The 17,941-nt window shown below is 65.5% G+C and carries 15 protein-coding genes; 6 read left to right on the top strand and 9 right to left on the bottom strand.

From position 1 onward, the window contains the following. Nucleotides 1–81: 81 nt before the first annotated feature. From HNQ66_RS03045 to HNQ66_RS03085, 9 genes are all read right to left on the bottom strand, one after another. Nucleotides 82–999 carry a LysR family transcriptional regulator gene (locus HNQ66_RS03045; RefSeq protein ID WP_184140717.1) on the bottom strand — a complete coding sequence of 306 codons (918 nt, stop codon included), beginning with the start codon at nucleotides 997–999 and terminating at the stop codon, nucleotides 82–84. A 59-nt stretch (nucleotides 1,000–1,058) separates the two neighbouring features. Further along, nucleotides 1,059–2,591: an ABC transporter ATP-binding protein gene (locus HNQ66_RS03050; protein WP_184140719.1), complete on the bottom strand. Its 1,533-nt coding sequence runs from the start codon at nucleotides 2,589–2,591 to the stop codon at nucleotides 1,059–1,061. A 5-nt stretch (nucleotides 2,592–2,596) separates the two neighbouring features. Continuing rightward, the gene (locus HNQ66_RS03055; protein ID WP_184140721.1) at nucleotides 2,597–3,529 is read right to left on the bottom strand and encodes an ABC transporter permease; all 933 of its coding nucleotides are present in this window, start codon (nucleotides 3,527–3,529) and stop codon (nucleotides 2,597–2,599) included. Between the two features lie 77 nt (nucleotides 3,530–3,606). Continuing rightward, nucleotides 3,607–4,668 (bottom strand): ABC transporter permease, encoded by a 1,062-nt coding sequence (locus HNQ66_RS03060; protein WP_343059415.1) that lies wholly within the window; start codon nucleotides 4,666–4,668, stop codon nucleotides 3,607–3,609. A gap of 103 nt (nucleotides 4,669–4,771) precedes the next feature. Continuing rightward, nucleotides 4,772–5,752 (bottom strand): BMP family protein, encoded by a 981-nt coding sequence (locus HNQ66_RS03065; RefSeq protein ID WP_184140725.1) that lies wholly within the window; start codon nucleotides 5,750–5,752, stop codon nucleotides 4,772–4,774. A gap of 43 nt (nucleotides 5,753–5,795) precedes the next feature. Continuing rightward, nucleotides 5,796–6,782, bottom strand: coding sequence for a BMP family protein (locus tag HNQ66_RS03070; RefSeq protein ID WP_184140727.1), 987 nt, complete (start codon nucleotides 6,780–6,782; stop codon nucleotides 5,796–5,798). Nucleotides 6,783–6,833: 51 nt separating this feature from the next. After that, nucleotides 6,834–8,129 (bottom strand): amidohydrolase family protein, encoded by a 1,296-nt coding sequence (locus HNQ66_RS03075; protein WP_184140729.1) that lies wholly within the window; start codon nucleotides 8,127–8,129, stop codon nucleotides 6,834–6,836. Between the two features lie 221 nt (nucleotides 8,130–8,350). Further along, nucleotides 8,351–9,151: an aldolase gene (locus HNQ66_RS03080; RefSeq protein ID WP_184140731.1), complete on the bottom strand. Its 801-nt coding sequence runs from the start codon at nucleotides 9,149–9,151 to the stop codon at nucleotides 8,351–8,353. Nucleotides 9,152–9,302: 151 nt separating this feature from the next. After that, nucleotides 9,303–10,199, bottom strand: a complete 897-nt coding sequence (locus HNQ66_RS03085; protein ID WP_184140733.1) for a LysR family transcriptional regulator — start codon at nucleotides 10,197–10,199, stop codon at nucleotides 9,303–9,305. A gap of 161 nt (nucleotides 10,200–10,360) precedes the next feature. Here HNQ66_RS03085 and HNQ66_RS03090 point away from each other — a divergent pair, with 161 nt between their 5' ends. The 6 genes from HNQ66_RS03090 (at nucleotide 10,361) to HNQ66_RS03115 (ending at nucleotide 17,933) form a co-directional block, all read left to right on the top strand. Then, the gene (locus tag HNQ66_RS03090) at nucleotides 10,361–11,761 is read left to right on the top strand and encodes a nucleobase:cation symporter-2 family protein (RefSeq protein WP_184140735.1); all 1,401 of its coding nucleotides are present in this window, start codon (nucleotides 10,361–10,363) and stop codon (nucleotides 11,759–11,761) included. Nucleotides 11,762–11,825: 64 nt separating this feature from the next. Next, on the top strand, nucleotides 11,826–12,689 hold the full coding sequence (locus HNQ66_RS03095; RefSeq protein ID WP_184140737.1) for an FAD binding domain-containing protein: 864 nt from the start codon (nucleotides 11,826–11,828) through the stop codon (nucleotides 12,687–12,689). Next, nucleotides 12,686–13,168 (top strand): (2Fe-2S)-binding protein, encoded by a 483-nt coding sequence (locus tag HNQ66_RS03100; protein WP_184140739.1) that lies wholly within the window; start codon nucleotides 12,686–12,688, stop codon nucleotides 13,166–13,168. Before HNQ66_RS03095 ends, HNQ66_RS03100 begins: the two co-directional genes overlap by 4 nt. After that, nucleotides 13,165–15,471 carry a xanthine dehydrogenase family protein molybdopterin-binding subunit gene (locus HNQ66_RS03105; protein ID WP_184140741.1) on the top strand — a complete coding sequence of 769 codons (2,307 nt, stop codon included), beginning with the start codon at nucleotides 13,165–13,167 and terminating at the stop codon, nucleotides 15,469–15,471. Before HNQ66_RS03100 ends, HNQ66_RS03105 begins: the two co-directional genes overlap by 4 nt. After that, on the top strand, nucleotides 15,468–16,607 hold the full coding sequence (locus HNQ66_RS03110; protein WP_184140743.1) for a CobW family GTP-binding protein: 1,140 nt from the start codon (nucleotides 15,468–15,470) through the stop codon (nucleotides 16,605–16,607). The genes HNQ66_RS03105 and HNQ66_RS03110 overlap by 4 nt, the downstream gene beginning before the upstream one ends. A gap of 402 nt (nucleotides 16,608–17,009) precedes the next feature. Beyond that, nucleotides 17,010–17,933 carry an amidohydrolase family protein gene (locus HNQ66_RS03115; protein WP_184140745.1) on the top strand — a complete coding sequence of 308 codons (924 nt, stop codon included), beginning with the start codon at nucleotides 17,010–17,012 and terminating at the stop codon, nucleotides 17,931–17,933. Nucleotides 17,934–17,941 lie beyond the last annotated feature (8 nt).

The following is a 17,941-nucleotide window of genomic DNA, read 5'->3' on the forward strand; positions in this document are numbered from 1 at the left end:
CTGCATATCGATCCGGCTTGTGGCAAATGTCGGGCAGGTTGTGACGGGAGATAGCCTTCCCGCAGGATATTTCGCGCGGTGCTAGTCGGCGAGGCCGGAAAGGGCCTCGCGATCGGCGGCATAGGCGATGAAGACGGCCTTGAGATGTTCCGCCGCCGGCGAAAGGCTGTGGTGGCGGCGCTGGAGCAGCGAGACGTCGCGCATGACCATCGGCTCGATGAGATCGACGGTCGTCACCCGCACGGCCGAGGCGAGCTGGCTGGAGTTTTCCGGCAGCACGGCGACGCCCATGCCGGCGGCGATCATGCTCATGGCGGTGGTGGAGAACCGCACCTCGTATTTCGGCCGGTAGTTGGGCACGACGCGCAGGAGATTGTGCTCGACGATGTTGCGCAGCGGGTTGGCCGCGGCAAGCGTGATGAGGGTTTCGTCCTTCAGTTCCGTCCAGCGCACGGACTTGCGCTTGGCGAAACGGTGGTCTTCCCGGCAGACGAGCATCAGCTTGTCGCGCAGCAGGGCCGTCGCGGCGATCTCGGGATCGTCCTCCGACAGCGTGCCGACGGCGATATCGACCTCGTTGCGCTTCAGCGCCGGGCTGATCTGCTCTTCCGGCATGTCGCGGATGCTGACGGAGATTTCCGGATACATGCGCATGAAGCGCGCAAGGATCGGCGGCACGATGGTCGCGGCCAGCACGATCGCCGCGGCGATGGTGACCTGGCCGCGCTTCAGCGAGGCGTTGTCGCGCACGTCGCCGACCGCAAGCTCCAGATCCTTCAGGATCTTGCGCGCCTGCGGCAGGAATTCCTGGCCGACGAGCGTGAGGGAGACCATGCGCGTGTGGCGGTCGAACAGCCGCACGCCGATCTCCGTCTCGAGGTCGCGGATGAGGATGCTGACCGCCGACTGGGTGATGTGCAGGTTCCGGGCGGCGAGATTGAACTGGCCAAACTCGGCCACCGCGATGAAGGCCCTGAGTTGCCGCAGGGTTATGTTCATGTCCGCGCCGCCTTCCTGTTCGTGCGGTTCGTATAAAACGCTACCGCGCGTTCTCCTGTCTAGCCTGCAAGCGCCGGTTGCTCCGTTTTGCCGGCCATCAGCAGGCCGAGCTCGTCGAGGCGGCTGCGGTCGGGCGGCAGCTCGCCGAGGATCTCGCCGTGGAACATCACGAGGATGCGGTCGCAGATGGCGAACAGCTCTTCCAGCTCCGTGGAGATGAGCAGGACGGCGCGGCCGTTGTCGCGCTGCTTCAGCATCTCCTCCATGACGAATTCCATGGCGCCGATGTCGATGCCGCGGGCAAGCTGGTTGACGAGGATGAAATCCGGGTTGCGGGCGAGTTCCCGCGCGACCACCAGCTTCTGCTGGTTGCCGCCGGAAAGCGAGCCGATCGCCTGGTTCTCGTCGCGGCTCTTCACGCGGAAGCGCTTGATGAGGTCGCGGGTGTGCTCGCCGATCGCCCGGCCGTTGAGCATGCCGCGGGCGGCGAAGGGTGCCTGGTCGTAGCGCTGGAGGATCGCGTTCTCGCTGAGCGAGAGCGACATGACGATGCCGTGCTTGTGGCGGTCCTCCGGGATATGGGAGAAGCTGCTGGCATTGATGCGGGCGGGATCGAGCCCGGTGATGTCCTTGCCATTGAGCACGACACGGCCGGAATCGACCGGCAGCAGTCCGGAGAGCGCCAGCGACAGTTCCGTCTGGCCATTGCCCGAGACACCGGCGATGCCGACGATCTCGCCGGCCCGCACGTCGAGGCTCACCCCGCGCACGGCGGGAAGGCCCGTTTCGGCGCGGCAGGTGAGGTTTTCGACGGAGAGCACGATGCGGCCGGCGGGCTCGGGGCTGCGCGGCAGCTCCATGCGCACGTCGCGGCCGACCATCATGCGGGCGAGCTCGCGCGCATTCGTCTCGCCGACATCGACCGTATGCACCACGCGCCCGTCGCGCATGACGCTGATGCGGTTGGAAACGCGCATCACCTCGTCCAGCTTGTGCGAGATGAAGACGACCGTCTTGCCGTCCTTGACGAGATCGCCCATCAGCGAGAGCAGCCGGTCGGTCTCCTGCGGCGTCAGCACGGCGGTCGGCTCGTCGAGGATGAGGAGGTCGATGCCGTGGAAGAGGGCCTTCAGGATCTCCACGCGCTGCTGCTCGCCGACGGAAAGGTCCTCGACGACGGCATCGGGGCGCACGTCGAGGGCGTAGCGGTCGGAAAGCGCGCGGATTCTCGCATGGACCTTGTCCATGTCGTTGATGACGCGCAGCGCCGAGCCCTGGCCGAGGATGTAGTTTTCCGCGACCGTCAGGTTGGGCACGAGCATGAAATGCTGGTGCACCATGCCGATGCGCTGGCGGATCGCCTCGCGCGGGCTGTTGAAGCGCACGACCTCGCCCCTGTAGACGATCTCGCCCTCGTCGGGCCGCACCATGCCGCAGATCATGCTCATCAGCACGCTCTTGCCCGCGCCGTTCTCGCCGAGCAGCGAGTGGATCTCGCCCTCTTCGATTTCCAGCGACACGCCGTCGCTGGCGACGATGGGGCCGAAGCGCTTGCGGATGTTGTCGATGCGCAGGAAGGGTTTGTTGGACATGTCCGTTACCTCATCTCGTAGGGCTGGCCGAGCTTGCTGGGAGCCGCGCCCTTGCCGCGGACGACGATGAGCGTGACGATCGTCATGATGTAGGGAAGCGCCTGGAGGACCTGGTAGGGCACGACCACCGATGCCTCGGCCTGCAGCATCAACTGAAGGGCATAGAAGAGTCCGAAGAGCAGCGAGACGAAGAAGGCCCCCGTCGGCGACCAGCGGGCGAAGACGACGACGGCGAGCGCGATGAAGCCGCGGCCGGACGTGATGCCCTCGACGAACTGGTTGGAATGGCCGAGCGTCAGGAAGGCGCCGCCGAGCCCGGCAAGCCCTGTGCCGACCAGCACGGCGGCATAGCGGTAGCCCGCGACGTTGCGGCCGGCGACGTCGACGGCCTTCGGATGCTCGCCGACGGCCCGCAGTGTCAGGCCGAAGGACGTGCGGTAGAGCACGAGGGCGGCGAGGATCGTCACGAGGATCGTCGAATAGACGATGAGGTTCTGCCGGAAGAAGGCCTCGCCGAGGAAGGGCAGGTCGCTGAGGAAGGGAATGTGGACCGGCTGGGCGATCTCGATGCCCTTGCCCGTCGAGACGTAGTAGGTGCGGAAGAGGAAGGCCGTCAGCCCCATGCCGAGAAGATTGAGCGCCGCGCCCACCACGATCTGGTCCGCCTTGATGGTGATCGTGAAGAGGGCGAAGAGGAGGCCGAACGCCATGCCGCCGAGAATGCCGGCAAGAAGCCCGATGAGGATGCTGCCGGTGGCGGACGCCGTGGCGAAGCCGCAGAAGGCGCCGACGAGCATCGTGCCTTCCAGCCCGATATTGAGCACGCCCGCACGCTCGGAGAAGACCTCGCCGATCGAGGCGAAGATGAGGGGGGTCGCAAGCCTCCAGGCGGCGCCCATGAGCGTCGCGAGGAAGGTGAGGAACATCATGTCGTCCATGGTGAGGTCCTTCGGGAATGTCGCCCAGGTTTTTGTTTTCCCGCAGGACCGGCGGCCCTGCGGGAGTTTCCATTCTTTCAGGCCACGATCCTGAGGATGTCGCGCAGCTTGGCAAAGGCGACGACCGAGAGGATGACGATGCCCTGGATGACCAGCACGAGGACCTGCGGCACCTGCGAGGTGATCTGGAGGACTTCCGAGCCGGAGCGGAGCGTCGCGAAAAGCCCGCCCGACAGGATCGCCGCCAGGGGATTGTTGTTGGCGAGCAGCGCCACCGCGATGCCCTCGAAGCCGTAGCCCGGCGAGATGTTCTGGTAGAGCCGGTGGGTGACGCCGGCCACCTCGAAGGCGCCGGCAAGGCCGGCCATCGCACCGGAGATGCAGATGGCGACCATCACGTTGCGGGCGACGTCCATGCCGGCATAGCGCGCCGCATGCGGATTGAGGCCGACGACGCGCAGCGCAAAGCCCCGGCTGCTCCTTTGCAGGAAGATATAGAGTGCGACGGCCAGCACGACGGCGATGAGGATGCCGATATGCAGGCGCATGTCGGAGACGATGCGCGGCGTCCAGGCTTCGCGCACGAGGCGCGCCGATTGCGGATAGGCGGCGCTCGCATCCTTCATCGGGCCGGTGACGAGATAGCTCGTCAGGATCAGCGCGATATAGTTGAGCATGATCGTGGTGACGATCTCGCTCGCCCGGAAGCGGACCTTGAGGTAGCCGGCAATGCCGGCCCAGGCCGCGCCCGCGAGCGCACCGGCCAGCATGACGAGCGGCGCATGGATCCAGACGGAGAGGCCGTCGAGGCTGGTGCCGACCAGCGTGGCGGCGATCGCCCCCGCATAGAGCTGGCCCTCCGCGCCGATGTTCCAGATGCTGCACCGGAAGGCGACGCAGAGCCCCGCGCCGATGAGGATGAGGGGCGTCGCCTTCAGGAGGATCTCGCCGACCGCCCGCATGTCCTGGAACGAGCCGAAGACCATGACGGTGATGGCGTCGAGCCCGTTGAAGCCGTTGAGCCAGAGAAGGACGGCCCCGCAGGCGAGCGCCACGGAGACCGCCGCGATGGGGGTCACCGCGCTGAGTGCGATCTGCGAGAGCTTGCGGTAGAAAGTATGGGCTGCTTGAGGATACACGGTCTCGCGCACTCCCTGGTTAACCTGTTCCATGATAGGTCCGGATGTTGGCGTGGCGCTGGACGGTGCGCTGCGGCCGGAGGGCCGGCCGCAGCACAGCCGATTACGGGGTGTCGGTCTTGATCTCGCCGGCCGCGATCTTGTCGCTGATCGCCTTGACCTCGGCGCGGATGTCTTCGGGCACCGTGACCGGGCCGTCCTCGCGGAAGGTGAAGGAGATGACCTTCGGGTCCTTCAGGCCGAAGACGACGTTCTCGGTCGGCGGGTTGCCGTCCTTGATCGCCCGGGCGACTTCCACCACACCCTGCGCATAATCGGCGACGTAGAGGCCGAGGATGTTGTTGGGCGCGACCGGCGTGAAGTCGCTGAAGATCGAGAAGGTGCGCACGTCCGGGCCGGATTCGGCGATGGCCTGGTAGCCGCCGACGGTGGCGCCCGAAGCGTTCGGCACGACGAAGTCCGCACCCTGCGAGATCATGCTGAGGGCCGCTTCCTTGGCCGCCGTCGTATCGGTGAAGTTGCCGATATAGGCCTCGCTGATCGGGAAATCGGGATTGACGCTTTTCGCGCCGTTCTTGAAGCCGGTGAAGGCCTGCTGGATCGGCGGGATCTCCATGCCGCCGACGAGGCCGGCCTTGTGGCCCATCTTCGCGGCGATGACGCCCATCAGGTAGAAGGGCTGGCTGGTATCGGTGTTGAGGCCGATGACGTTGCCTTCGTGGATCGCGCTCGACGAGATCAGGAAGTAGGTGTCGGGATAGTCCTGCGCCACTTCAAGCGCGGCGTCCTGGAACTCGAAGCCGTGGCCGAGGATGACCTTGTAGCCCTGGCTCGCATAGTCGCGGAACGCCTTCTCGAAGGAGGCGGGGTTCTGTTGCAGCTCGACATAGCTGATCTTGGCGCCGAGCTGGGATTCCACGCCCTTCAGCGCGTCGTAGCCGATGCGGTTCCAGCCCTCTTCCGAGACGCTGCCGGGCACCAGAAGGCCCATCTTGAAGTCTTCGGCCTGAGCCATTGCCGGGATGGAAACGGCGATGGACAGCGCCGCCACTCCTTCCAGGAAAGTCCGTCGTGAAAGTCTCATTGCTCTTCCTCCCATTAAGATGATTTCCCCGGAGGGGCATCGGTTACTTCGTGCGCGTCTCGATCTCGCCTGCGGCGATCCTGGCGCTCACCTCCTCCACATATTTGCGGACGTCTTCCGGCACGGACCGGGCGGCCGCGTCGTTGAACGTGAACTTGATCACGTCCTTGTCCGCCAGGCCGAAGTCGACATTGCTCTGCGGTATCGTGCCGTCCTTGATCCCCGAGACGATGCGCACGATGCCCTGCCCGTAATCGGCGATGAACGTGCCGAGAATGTTCTTCGGCGCGACGTCCGTGTAGTCGCTGTAGACGCTGAAGGTGCCGAGCCGGTCGCCCGTCTCCTGCGCCGCCTGGATGACGCCCAGTCCCGCCGCATTGGCATTGGGAACGACGAAATCGGCGCCCTGCGAGATCATGCTGAGCGAGGCTTCCTTGGCCGCGCTCGCATCGGTGAAGCTGCCGATATAGACGGTGGAGACCGGAAAGTCCGGATCGACGCTCCTGGCGCCCTTCGCAAAGCCTTCGAAGGCATGCGCGATGGGCGGGATCTCCATGCCGCCGACAAGGCCGGCGCCCTTGCCCATCTTCGCGGCGATCACGCCCATCAGATAGAAGGGCTGGCTGGCATCGGTGTTGAGCCCGATCACCTTGCCTTCGTGGATGTAGCTCGACGAGACGAGGAAGACGGTATCGGGAAAGTCCTCCGCCGTCGTCAGGGCCGCATCCTGGAACTGGAAGCCGTGGCCGAGGACGACCTGGTAGCCGTGGCTGGCATAGTCGCGGAACGCCTTTTCGAAGGCGGCCGGGTTGTCGGGCAGCTCGACATAGCTGATCTTGGCGCCGAGTTCCTTCTCGACGCGCTTCAGCGCGTCGTAGGCGATGCGGTTCCAGCCTTCCTCGGCGACGCTGCCGGGAACGAGGAGGCCCATCTTGAAGTCCTCGGCATGGACGGGCCCGGCCATTCCGGCAAGGGCCAGTGCAACGGTGGACGCAAGCAACGAACGACGTGAAATCGCGGTCTTTCCCATTTCATTCCTCCCAATAGATTGCAGTTCCAATCCCCCGGAGTCGCCGCTCGGTTATGCATCCTCCTTTTCGCGGATGGTCTCGGTCGCCGTCTGCGAGACGAGGCGGCCCTTCGAGAAGACGAAGGCGCGATCCGGCCCGCCGGCAACCAGCGTGTCGGTATCGATGCAATCGGTGACGACGAAGTCGGCGCGCGCGCCGGCCTTCAGGCCGTAGTCCTTGCCGAGGCCCATCAGGCGAGCCGGCGCCGTCGTGATCATGTGGTGGGCGGCGGAGAGCTCGTCGCCGCGCAGATGGCCGGCGAGCAGCGTCCAGCGGGCGATTTCCAGCATGTCGCCCGAGCCGGTCGGCACGAACGGGTCCTGGATATTGTCCGAGGCCGTGGCGATGGTGACGCCCATCCGGTGAAGTTCGGCGACGCGGGTAAGCCCGCGCGGCGGCAGCATCTCGTAGTCGCGGCCCTGAAGGTAGAGGTTCGCTGCCGGCAGCGTCACCGCGCCGACATCGAGGTCGAGCATGCGCTGGGCGATGCGCTGGAAGTCGCGGCGGGGCAGGGCGCTCAGCACGGAGATGTGGCTGAACACGGTGCGGCCGCGCATGTCGAAGCGCTCGACCCGGTCGAGGGCGGCATCGAGCAGGTGGACGCCGGCGTTGAGATGCTCGTCGAGGTGCAGGTCGACCGGCTTGCCGGCCTTCACGGCGGCGGAAAAGAGGATGTCGAGATAGCGCGGCGGGTCCTCGGAAACGGCGGGTGTTCCCCCGACAGCATCGGCCAGCGCCACCGCGCCGTCGATGTTCTTGCCGAGCCAGTCGAAGTCCTGGCCGGGATGCGGCGTCATGAAGGCGACGAGCTGCAGGGTGATGCGGTCCTTCTCGGCGTCGCGCACGCCCGCCAGCGTCTCGATGCCGTGGAAGCCGGCATCCTTGTCGACGTTGATATGGCTGCGGATGGCCGTGGTGCCGCGGGAAAGACATCGCTCGACGGTGCGCGTCGCCCGCTTGTGGATGTCGTCGGGCCCGGCGGTGCGGGCATATTTGGCGAAGGCCTCGCGGGCGCCCTGCAGCGTGCCGGAGGGATTGGGCGTGAAGCGCAGCACGCCGGTCTTGTCGAGGTGCTGGTGGGCATCGAGGAAACCGGGCGTGACCAGCATGCCGGCGATATCGACGCAGGCTCCGCACGAACTCGTGTCGAGGAAGGGTTCGACGGCGACGACGCGCCCGTCCGCTCCCACGATGATGTCGCTTGCCGATTGCGAGCCGTCCTCGAGGATGACGGTGCCTCCCGTAAGCGCAAAGGACTGACCGGAGGCCAGACTTGCGAGCGACGCAGTTGGATTTTCGCGTACCATTCGTTCCCGCCTTTTTCGTTATGTAAGGAACCTAAGCACGGGCCATTAATTCAAACAAATTCATTATTTCAATTGTTTGATAACAGATTCCAAATAATCGCAGTTGCTAAGATTTTTTGCGTTTGCAAAAATCGCGTCAGAAAACAAAGTATTTTCAATAGCCTGTGTGAGTGATGCGTTTGCGCCGCCTGAAAGGCGCGCGGCGCAAACGCGTTCCGCCCTCAATGGCGATATTGCGGTTCCTCGGCGTCGAGTTGCCGGCGGATGGCCGCCAGATGGGCTCTTGCGGAATCCGCGTCCCCCTCGCGCATCTGGCGGTAGGCGGCCTCGGCGATCGCCGGATCGACGGGCGTGACCGTGCGGCCGGTGGACATGGCGAGCACCTGCACCTCGGCGGCCCGTTCGAGGTAGTAGAGGTCGTCCCAGGCCTCCGCGATGGTCGGCGCCAGCACCAGGACGCCGTGGTGCTTCATGAAGACGATATCGGCCTCGCCCACCGTTCCGGCGATGCGGGCGCCCTCGGAATAGTCGAGGGCGAGACCGTTGTAGTTCTCGTCGACCGCGGTGCGGCCGTAGAACTTGAGCGCCGTCTGCCCGGCCCAGATCAGCGGCTGGCCGTCCGTCATGGAAAGCGCGGTCGCATAGGGCATGTGGGTGTGGAAGGCGACCCTGGCGCGCGGCAGGCGACGGTGGATCTCGGCATGGATGTAGAAGGCCGTCGCCTCCGGCTCGCCCTCGCCGTCGACGACGGTGCCGTTGAAGTCGCAAACGAGGAGCTTCGAGGCTGTCAGCTCGCGGAAGGCATAGCCGTAGGGATTGACGATGAAGAGGTCGTCATGGCCCGGCACGACGGCCGAGAAATGGTTGCAGATGCCTTCCTCAAAGCCGTTGCGGGCGGCCATGCGGAAGCAGGCGGCAAGGTCTTCCTTCGCCGTGCGGATGGCGTCGGTGGAAAGGTCGGGGCGATTCGGCCGGCCGGTCTCGTCGCAAGAGGCGGCGCGGTCTTTGAGGGAATGAGCCATGGGTGCTCCTGGTCTTGTGTGGCTGGGAGCGGCGGCCGCCGGAGCGCGCATCGGCGCCGGCGCCGCGCGCAGCAGGGACCGCTGCGCCCTGCCTGCCTGCGCCTCGCGCAGTCCAGCAGCGCCATCAGATAACGCCCGAATTTTTCGCGGGTCAATGGACGGACTTGATCAGGAAATCGCGAAACCTGCGGGCCGCCGGTGAAAGCGAGCGGGAGCGCTTCTGGATCAGGCTGACCTCGCGCTTGATGTGCGGCTCGGTCGGCGTGCGCACGATGAGGCCCATTGAGGTCGCAAGGCGCGTCACCGCCGAGGTCATGATGGCGACGCCCAGTCCGCCCTCGACCATGCCGATGATCGTCAGCGGCAGCGCCACCTCCTGCATGGCCTTGTCGAGCGGCAGCATGATGCCGTTGCGCGCCAGCTCGTTCTCCAGCCGCTCGCGGATCGGGTTGCCGCGCTGCGGGCCGATCAGCTTGCGCTCGGCAAGGTCCGTCCAGCGCAGCGTCGCGATCTTGACCAGCGGGTCCTCCGCATGGAGCACGACGAGGAACTCGTCCGTCGTCAGCCGCGTGCCGACGAGATCGGGGTCGTCGTCCGGCACCGTGCCGATGCCGAGGTCTGCCGAACCGTTGGCGACCTGCTCCAGCACGGTCTTCTCCGCGACGTCGTGCAACTCCACCGTGATCTCCGGGTAGAGCTTGGTGAAGCCGTGGACGAGCTGCGGGACCATGAGCGCGGCCTGCACCGTGCCCGCCGCCATCGTCACCTTGCCGCGCCGGAGCGCGTTCAGCTCCCGCGAGCTTTCCACCATGCCTTCGATGTCGGCGACGGCGCGCGCGGCGATCGGCAATATGTCCATGCCGGCCTGCGTGAGGCGCAGGAGCCGCGTATGCCGGTCGAAGAGGCGCAGGTTCAGGTTCGTCTCCAGTTGCCGCACCAATGTGCTCACCGCCGATTGCGACGAGCCGAGCTTGTCCGCCGCAAGGGTGAACTGCCCGAGATTGGCCACGGTGACGAAGGCCCGGAGCTGCTTCAGCGTGATGTCCATGGCGACCATTTATCCAATTATTGGATGAATAAATATAATTATGCCGATTGTTTACTGATTTGGCCAGCCTCATGATCCTCGGTGTACGGCGTGCGGTGCCGAACCTAAGAGGCCAAGATGCCCCCCACCGCGCCGGAACCTGTTCGCTGGGAGGAAAGCGAATGTCCAATCCCGATACCACGACGGATCCCGTCGAAAGAATGTACCCGGTCCCGAGCCTTCTGGCACTGGGCCTCCAGCATGTTCTCGTCATGTATGCCGGCGCGGTCGCCGTGCCGCTCATCATCGGCAGCGCACTGCACCTGCCGAAGGAGCAGGTCGCGATGCTCGTCAGCGCGGACCTCTTCTGTTGCGGTCTCGTGACCATCATCCAGTCGCTCGGCATCTGGAATGTCGGCGTTCGCCTGCCCATCATGATGGGCATCTCGTTTACCGCCGTGCCCTCGATCATCGCGACGGGCACCAATCCGGACCTCGGCATGCCGGGCGTCATCGGCGCCGTCATAGGATCCGGTATCTTCACCATCCTCGTGGCGCCGTTCTTCGGGCGCTGGGTGCGCTTCTTCCCGCCGGTCGTCACCGGCACGGTGATGCTGGTCATCGGCCTGTCGCTGATGCGCGTCGGCGTCAACTGGGCCGCAGGCGGCCAGCCGATGATCAAGGGACCGGACGGCATGATCCCGAACCCGGCCTACGGCGCGCCCTTCGCGCTCGCCATCGCCGCGCTCGTCCTCGTGTCGATCCTCCTGCTCACCCGCGTTCTCAAGGGCTTCCTGTCCAATCTCGCGGTGCTGATCGGCATCGGCATCGGCTTTGCCGTCGCCATCGCCTTCGGCAAGGTCGATTTCGGCGGCGTAGGAGATGCCGACTGGGTGCGCGTCATCCATCCGCTCGCTTTCGGCTGGCCGGTCTTCGAGTTCTGGTCGATCCTGTCGCTCTGTGCCGTCATGACGGTCATGATGATCGAATCGACGGGCCAGTTCCTGGCGGTCGGCGACATGGCCGGGCGCAAGATCACCCAGGAGGACCTGACGCGCGGCCTTCGCACCGACGGCGTCGGCAACATCATCGGCGGCCTGCTCAACACCTTCACCTACACGACCTATGCGCAGAATGTCGGCCTGCTCCAGATCACCGGCGTGCTCAGCCGCTGGGTGGTCGCCACGGGCGGCGCCATCCTGATCCTGCTCGGCGTGCTGCCGAAGGTCGCCTTCGTCAGCGCATCGATCCCCAGCTACGTGGTCGGCGGCGCGGCGATCGTCATGTTCGGCATGGTTTCGGCCACCGGCGTGAAGATCCTCGCCAAGGTGGATTTCGTCGCCAACCGCCGCAACCTCTACATCGTCGCCGTCAGCGTCGGCCTCGCCATGGTGCCGGTCGTGGCGGAGAACATCTTCGACAAGCTGCCCGATGCGCTGGACAAGTTCCTGCATAGCGGCGTGCTCGTCGGCACCTTCGCCGCCGCGCTTCTCAACATCCTCTTCAACGGCGTGCCCGCACGCGAGGAGGACGACCACAGCCACGGCCTGAAGAACGGCGCAGCCGCGCCCGACGCGGCCTGAAGGCAACATACGCAACATCTCCGGCGGCTCCACGCCGCCGGATCCCTGAACAAAGAGGAAAGCCATGAGACGCTTTGACTATCATCGGGCGGAAACGCTGGAGCACGCCTCCCGTCTTCTCACCGAACTCGGTGACGATACCTTCCTGTTCGCCGGTGGAACGGACCTTCTGGTCGAGATCCGGGAGCGGCTGCGCCGCGTGCGCAACGTCGTCGACATCAAGGCGATCCCCGGCCTTTCCGACATCACCTACGACGAGACGCGCGGGCTGACCTTCGGCGCCCTGGTGACGGTCGGCCGGCTGGAGCGTCTGCCGCTGGTGCGCCAGCGCTATCCGAACCTGCGCGCGGCCTTCGCCTCGCTCGGCTCCATCCAGGTGCGCAACCGCGCGACGGTCGTCGGCAATATCTGTCGCGCCTCGCCGTCCGCCGACACCATTCCGCCGCTGATCGCGGACGGCGCCTTCGTCCATATCTACAGCCGCACCGACATGCGCGTGGTGCCGCTTTCCGAATTCTTCACCGGGCCGGGCAGGACCGTGCTCGCCAAGGGCGAGATCGTCACCGGCATCACGGTGCCGCCGGCCGCCGACAACAGCGGCAAGGCCTATCTCAAGCACGGCCGGCGCAAGGCGATGGAGCTGTCCACCGTCGGCGTCGCCGTCAGCCTCCTGATGGAGGAGGGCGTCTGCAGCGATATCCGCATCGCGCTCGGCGCCGTCGGCGCGACCGTGCTGCGCGCCTCGCAGGCCGAGGCCATGCTGCGCGGCACCGCGCTCGACGCGGCAACCGTCAAGAGCGCCGCGGACAAGGCGATGGAGGAGTGCACGCCGATCAGCAACGTGCGCGCCAGCGCCGATTACCGCCGCGACATGGTCGGCGTGCTCACGGGCCGCGCCATCAAACAGGCATTGGAGACTTTCGCATGAAGAAGATCGTCGAATTCACCGTGAACGGCGAGCCGCGCGAGATGACGGTGGACACCTGCCGCTCGCTGCTCGACGCGCTGCGCGAGGAGGTCGGCCTTACCGGCACCAAGAAGGGCTGCGACGTCGGCGACTGCGGCGCCTGCACCGTCATCGTCGACGGCGAACCGGTCAATGCCTGCCTCATGCTGGCCGTGGAGGCCGAGGGCCGCTCGGTCCAGACCGTCGAAGGGCTTCAGCCTGGCGTCGACAGGCTTCATCCGCTGCAGGACGCCTTCATGCGGCACGGGGCGTCGCAATGCGGCTTCTGCACGCCGGGCATCCTGATGATGGCCAAGAAGCTGCTCGACGACAACCCGAACCCCACCGACGAGGACATCCGCTTCGGCCTGTCCGGCAATATCTGCCGCTGCACGGGCTACACCAAGATTTTCGACGCGATCAAATCCGCCGCGCGCGAGATGGAGGCAGCAAGATCATGAACATGACGACCCCGATCGAAAAGCGCGAGTTCAAGATCGTCGGCAAGAGCGTCAAGCGCGACGACGTCCTGGAAAAGGTGACAGGCGAGGCGCAGTATACCGGCGACGTCAAGCTGCCGGGCATGCTCTACGGCAAGATGAAGCGCGCCGCCGTCGCCCATGCGCGCATCAAGAGCATCGACGTCAGCAAGGCGCTCGCCTATCCGGGCGTCAAGGCCGTGCTGACGCATGAGAACGTGCCGCGCGTCCTGCACTATGGCTCGCCGCATCCGCGCTCGGCCTCCTGCACCAAGGACCAGTACATCCTCGACGACCGCGTGCGCTTCTGGGGCGAGGGCGTCGCCGCCGTCGCCGCCATCAGCGAGGAGATCGCCGACGAGGCGCTCGACCTCATCGAGGTGGAATACGAGCCCCTGCCGGCCGTCTTCGACCCGGACGAGGCCGTCAAGCCGGGCGCGCCGATCCTCCACGAGGTCGGCCCGGGCGGCAACCTGGTGCTCGACCCGGTCCGCGTCAACCGCGGCGACGTCGAGGCGGGCTTCGCCGAGGCCGACTTCGTGCTCGAAGGCGTCTTCTCCGGCGGCCGGCCGCATCCGGCCTATATGGAGCCGAACATCTGCATCGCCGACTGGGACGGCTCCAACAAGCTCACCGTCTGGATCTCGACGCAGACCTCCTTCATGGTGCGCGGCATCCTTGCCGAAGTGCTCGGCCTGCCGCTCACCAAGGTGCGCGTCCTTGTCGACCATATGGGCGGCGGCTTCGGTGCCAAGCAGGATTGCTTCCAGCACGAATTCCTCTGCGCGCTCCTTGCAAAGGAGACGCGCCGGCCGGTGAAGATGGAGTTCACCCGCCACGAGACGTTCGTCGCCGGCCGCGCCCGCCATCCCTGCAAGGTCTGGCTCAAGCAGGGCTTCCGCAACGACGGCACCATCGTCGCGCGCGACATGAAGCTCGTCTACGATTCCGGCGCCTACGGCTCGCACGGCCCGGGTGTCACGACGGTCGGCACGAATGCCGCGACCTCGCTCTATCGCTGCGAGAACGTGCGCATCGAGGGCCGCTGCGTCTACACCAACACGCCGATCACCGGGGCCTTCCGCGGCTACGGCGTGGTGCAGAGCTACTATGCGCTCGATATCCAGATGGACGAGGCGGCAGAACGGCTCGGACTGGACCCGGCCGAGGTGAAGCTGAAGAACGCCGTCCGCCAGGGCGACATCGCGCCCTCCGGCCATGCGATCGTCGGCCACGGGCTCGAGACCTGCATCAAGCACGGCATCGACGCCATCGGCTGGAAGAAGCTGCGCGAGCGCGACCGCACGCCGGACCCGAAGCGCCCGCATATCCGCAAGGGCTGGGGCGTCGGCTGTGAGATGCACGGCTCCTCCGCCTATCCGGGCATCAAGGAGCAGGGCAACGCCACGGTGAAGGTCAACGAGGACGGCACGGTGACGCTGCTCACCGGGGCCGCCGGCCTCGGCACCGGCGCGCATACCGCGCTGGCGCAGATTGTCGCCGAAGAGCTTGGCGTGCGCTTCGAGGATGTCGGCGTCATCCACGGTGACACCGACGTCGTGCCGTGGGATATCGGGGCCTTCGCCAGCCACACGACCTATCTCGTCGGCAGCGCCGCCAAGATCGCCGCCGGCAAGGCGCGCGAAGCCGTGCTGGAACGGGCGGCGATGAAGCTGCAGGTCCAGGTCGGCGAGATCGATGCGAGCGAAGGCCGCGTCTTCGTGATCGCCGAACCCGGCCGCTTCATCAGCGTTGCCGAGGCCATAGGCCCGTCGAAGGGCATACCGGCCGCCAACATCGTCGGCAACGGCACCTACGAGCCGACGAAGTCCTATTCCTTCGCCGCCCACTTCACCGAAGTGGACGTCGACACGGAAACCGGGATCGTCGAGGTCAAGCGGGTCATCCCGGTGCACGATGTCGGCCGGGTCATCCACCCGATCGCCGCGCAGGGCCAGATCGAGGGCGGCATCCAGCAGGGTATCGGCCACACGCTGACCGAGGACTACGTCATCGACAAGAAGACCGGCCGCTCGCTCAACGCGGGCCTCGTCGACTACAAGATGCCGCTGTCCATGGACATGCCGGACATCGAGACGATCATCCTGGAAGCCGCGCCCGATCCGGGCGGACCGTGGGGTGCCAAGGGCGTCGGCGAGGACCCGATCATCGCCATCGGCCCCTCCATCGCCAATGCCATCCACGACGCCATCGGCGTCCGCTTCCACCACTATCCGATCACCCCGGAAGACATTCTGAAAGCCTTGAGGGAGAAGGACGCATGAACATGCACATCCAACCCGCCGAACGCAAACTCCCGATCACCATCCTCACGGGGTTCCTGGGGTCGGGCAAGACGACGCTGCTCAACTACATCCTCACCGAGCGCCACGGCCACCGCATCGCGGTGATCGAGAACGAATACGGCGAGGTGGACGTCGACAGCGACCTCGTGCTCGCCTCGGACGAGGAGATCTTCCAGATGCAGAACGGTTGCATCTGCTGCTTCGTCGACGTGCGCAACGACCTGATCGACGTGATGAAGAAGCTCCTCAGCCACAAGGACAAGTTCGACCACATCATCGTCGAGACCTCCGGCCTTGCCGACCCGACGCCGGTCGCCACCGCCTTCTTCGTCGACCGCAGCGTCGCCGAGGAAGTCGAGCTCGACGCCATCGTGACGCTGGTCGACGCCATGCATATCGACCAGCACCTCTACGACCCGGTGCTCGACGGCAGCGACAACCAGGCGGTCAACCAGATCGTCGCGGCCGACCGCATCCTCGTCAACAAGATCGACCTTGCCGAGGAGGACGCTCTCGGCTCGCTGGAGGGCTCGCTGCGCAAGCTCAACCAGACGGCGCCGATCCTGCGCTCCAGCTACGGCAAGGTCGACCTTTCCAATATTCTCGGCGTCAACGGCTTCCGCCCGTCCTATGTGCGCGAGCGGGCGGAGATCCTCGACATCGACCTCGACGACGACCGCGACGCACATGGCCATCACGACCACGATTGCCACGATGCGGCCTGCGACCATCCCGATCACGACCATGCCCATGATCACCATCACGGCGACGAGGGCGGCAAGGCCGGCCCGATCTCGCTGCGCCCGCACCGGCACGACGCGACGGTGAAGTCCCATTCCTTCGTCTATCCGGAGCCCTTCGACGGTGAGAAGCTCGCGGCTTTCCTGAAGGATTACCTCGCCGAGCACGGCGACGACATCTTCCGCACCAAGGGCATCGTCTCGGTGGCGGACGACGAGCGCTTCTTCGTGCTCCAGGCCGTCCACAAGCTGGTCGATTTCCGGGCCGATCACGCCTGGGGCGAGGACAAGCCGAAGTCGAAGTTCGTCTTCATCGGCCGCAATCTCGACCGTGAGGGTATCGACAGAAACTTGCGTGCATGCCTGGCGGCCTGACGGCGCTTCTCCCGCTCTCAAGCCGCTTTCGCAAGTCCTCTGTCTGAACCGCCCGCGCACCCTCCAGCGCGCGGGCGGTCGCTGCCGTTTGTGCGGAAAAATCCTTTTAAAAATAATGGGTTAGATTGATTATTTTATTGACATAAAGCCCGCCCTGTGGTCTTTTCGCAGGCGAGTAGAAGCACCGACAATTGCTCACCGTCTGTTGGAAGATGAGGCTGCGATGTCGATGCTGACTACGAAAGGAACGCCCGGTTGCCCCCGCCTTGGGGACGATGCGCCGGCCCGTTCCCTCCGTCATTGGCATTTCCTGAGATCGCGGATCCACGCCCGGCTTTTGCCGGCATGGCGTTCATCGCGCGGCCCCGCATCGACCGGACCCTCTACGACAGGAGAACAGGAATGATAATCGACCTAAGCTGCTACCCCACCGACCTGGTGGACCTGGCTTGGCGCCATGACGGACCGCCGTTCACCGGCGACAAGCTTCTGAAGATGATGGACGGCCCGTACTACGTGAACGGCAAGCCGCGCCGCATCGACAAGGCCTTCATCCAGCCGCCGCAGGGCAACACCATCTACACCCACGAGGTCATGGACCTGGAAGGCAAGGCCGCCATCCGCCAGTACATGGGCTATACGGAAAAGATGGTGACCGAGCATCCCGACCGCTTCCTCGGCTGCTTCGTCTACAACCCGCGTTACGGCGTGCAGAACGGCGTCGACGAAATCGAACGCTACGCCAAGGAATTCGATTTCAAGATGGTCCAGCTCCAGGCAAACATGCACGCCTACCGCCCGGACCGCGCACTCGACTGGCTGCGCCCGGCCATGAAGAAGTGCGCCGAGCTCGGCCTGATGGTGAAGGTGCATACCGGTGACGGTCCGTACTCGATCCCGACGGAATTCTATCCGATCATCCGCGAGTTCCCGGAAATCAACTTCATCCTCGCGCATTTCGGCGTGCAGACCGGCGGCGTCTACGTGTTCGAGCCCATGCAGATGGCCCTCGACACGCCGAGCGTCTATGTCGAATCCGGCTGGTGCCTCCAGTCGCGCATCGTCGAGTTCGCCAAGGTCCTGCCCAAGCACAAGATCCTCTTCGGCTCAGATACGCCGCCGAACGAGCCGGGCATGTGGATCAACCTTCTGGAAGTCCTCTGCCACGAGCCGCCGCAGGGCCTCAACCTCGATGAGGACACGCTGGAGGACTACCTCGGCAACAACCTCGCCCGCATGATCGGCCTGGAGCCGACCGCCCCGCCGGCAACCGTCGAGGAAGCCGAGGCGTATCTGCGCCAGCACGGCGTCCAGATCGCCGCGTAAACGAACGG

Origin of the sequence: Shinella fusca, assembly GCF_014203155.1 — a bacterium.
GTDB lineage: Bacteria > Pseudomonadota > Alphaproteobacteria > Rhizobiales > Rhizobiaceae > Shinella > Shinella fusca.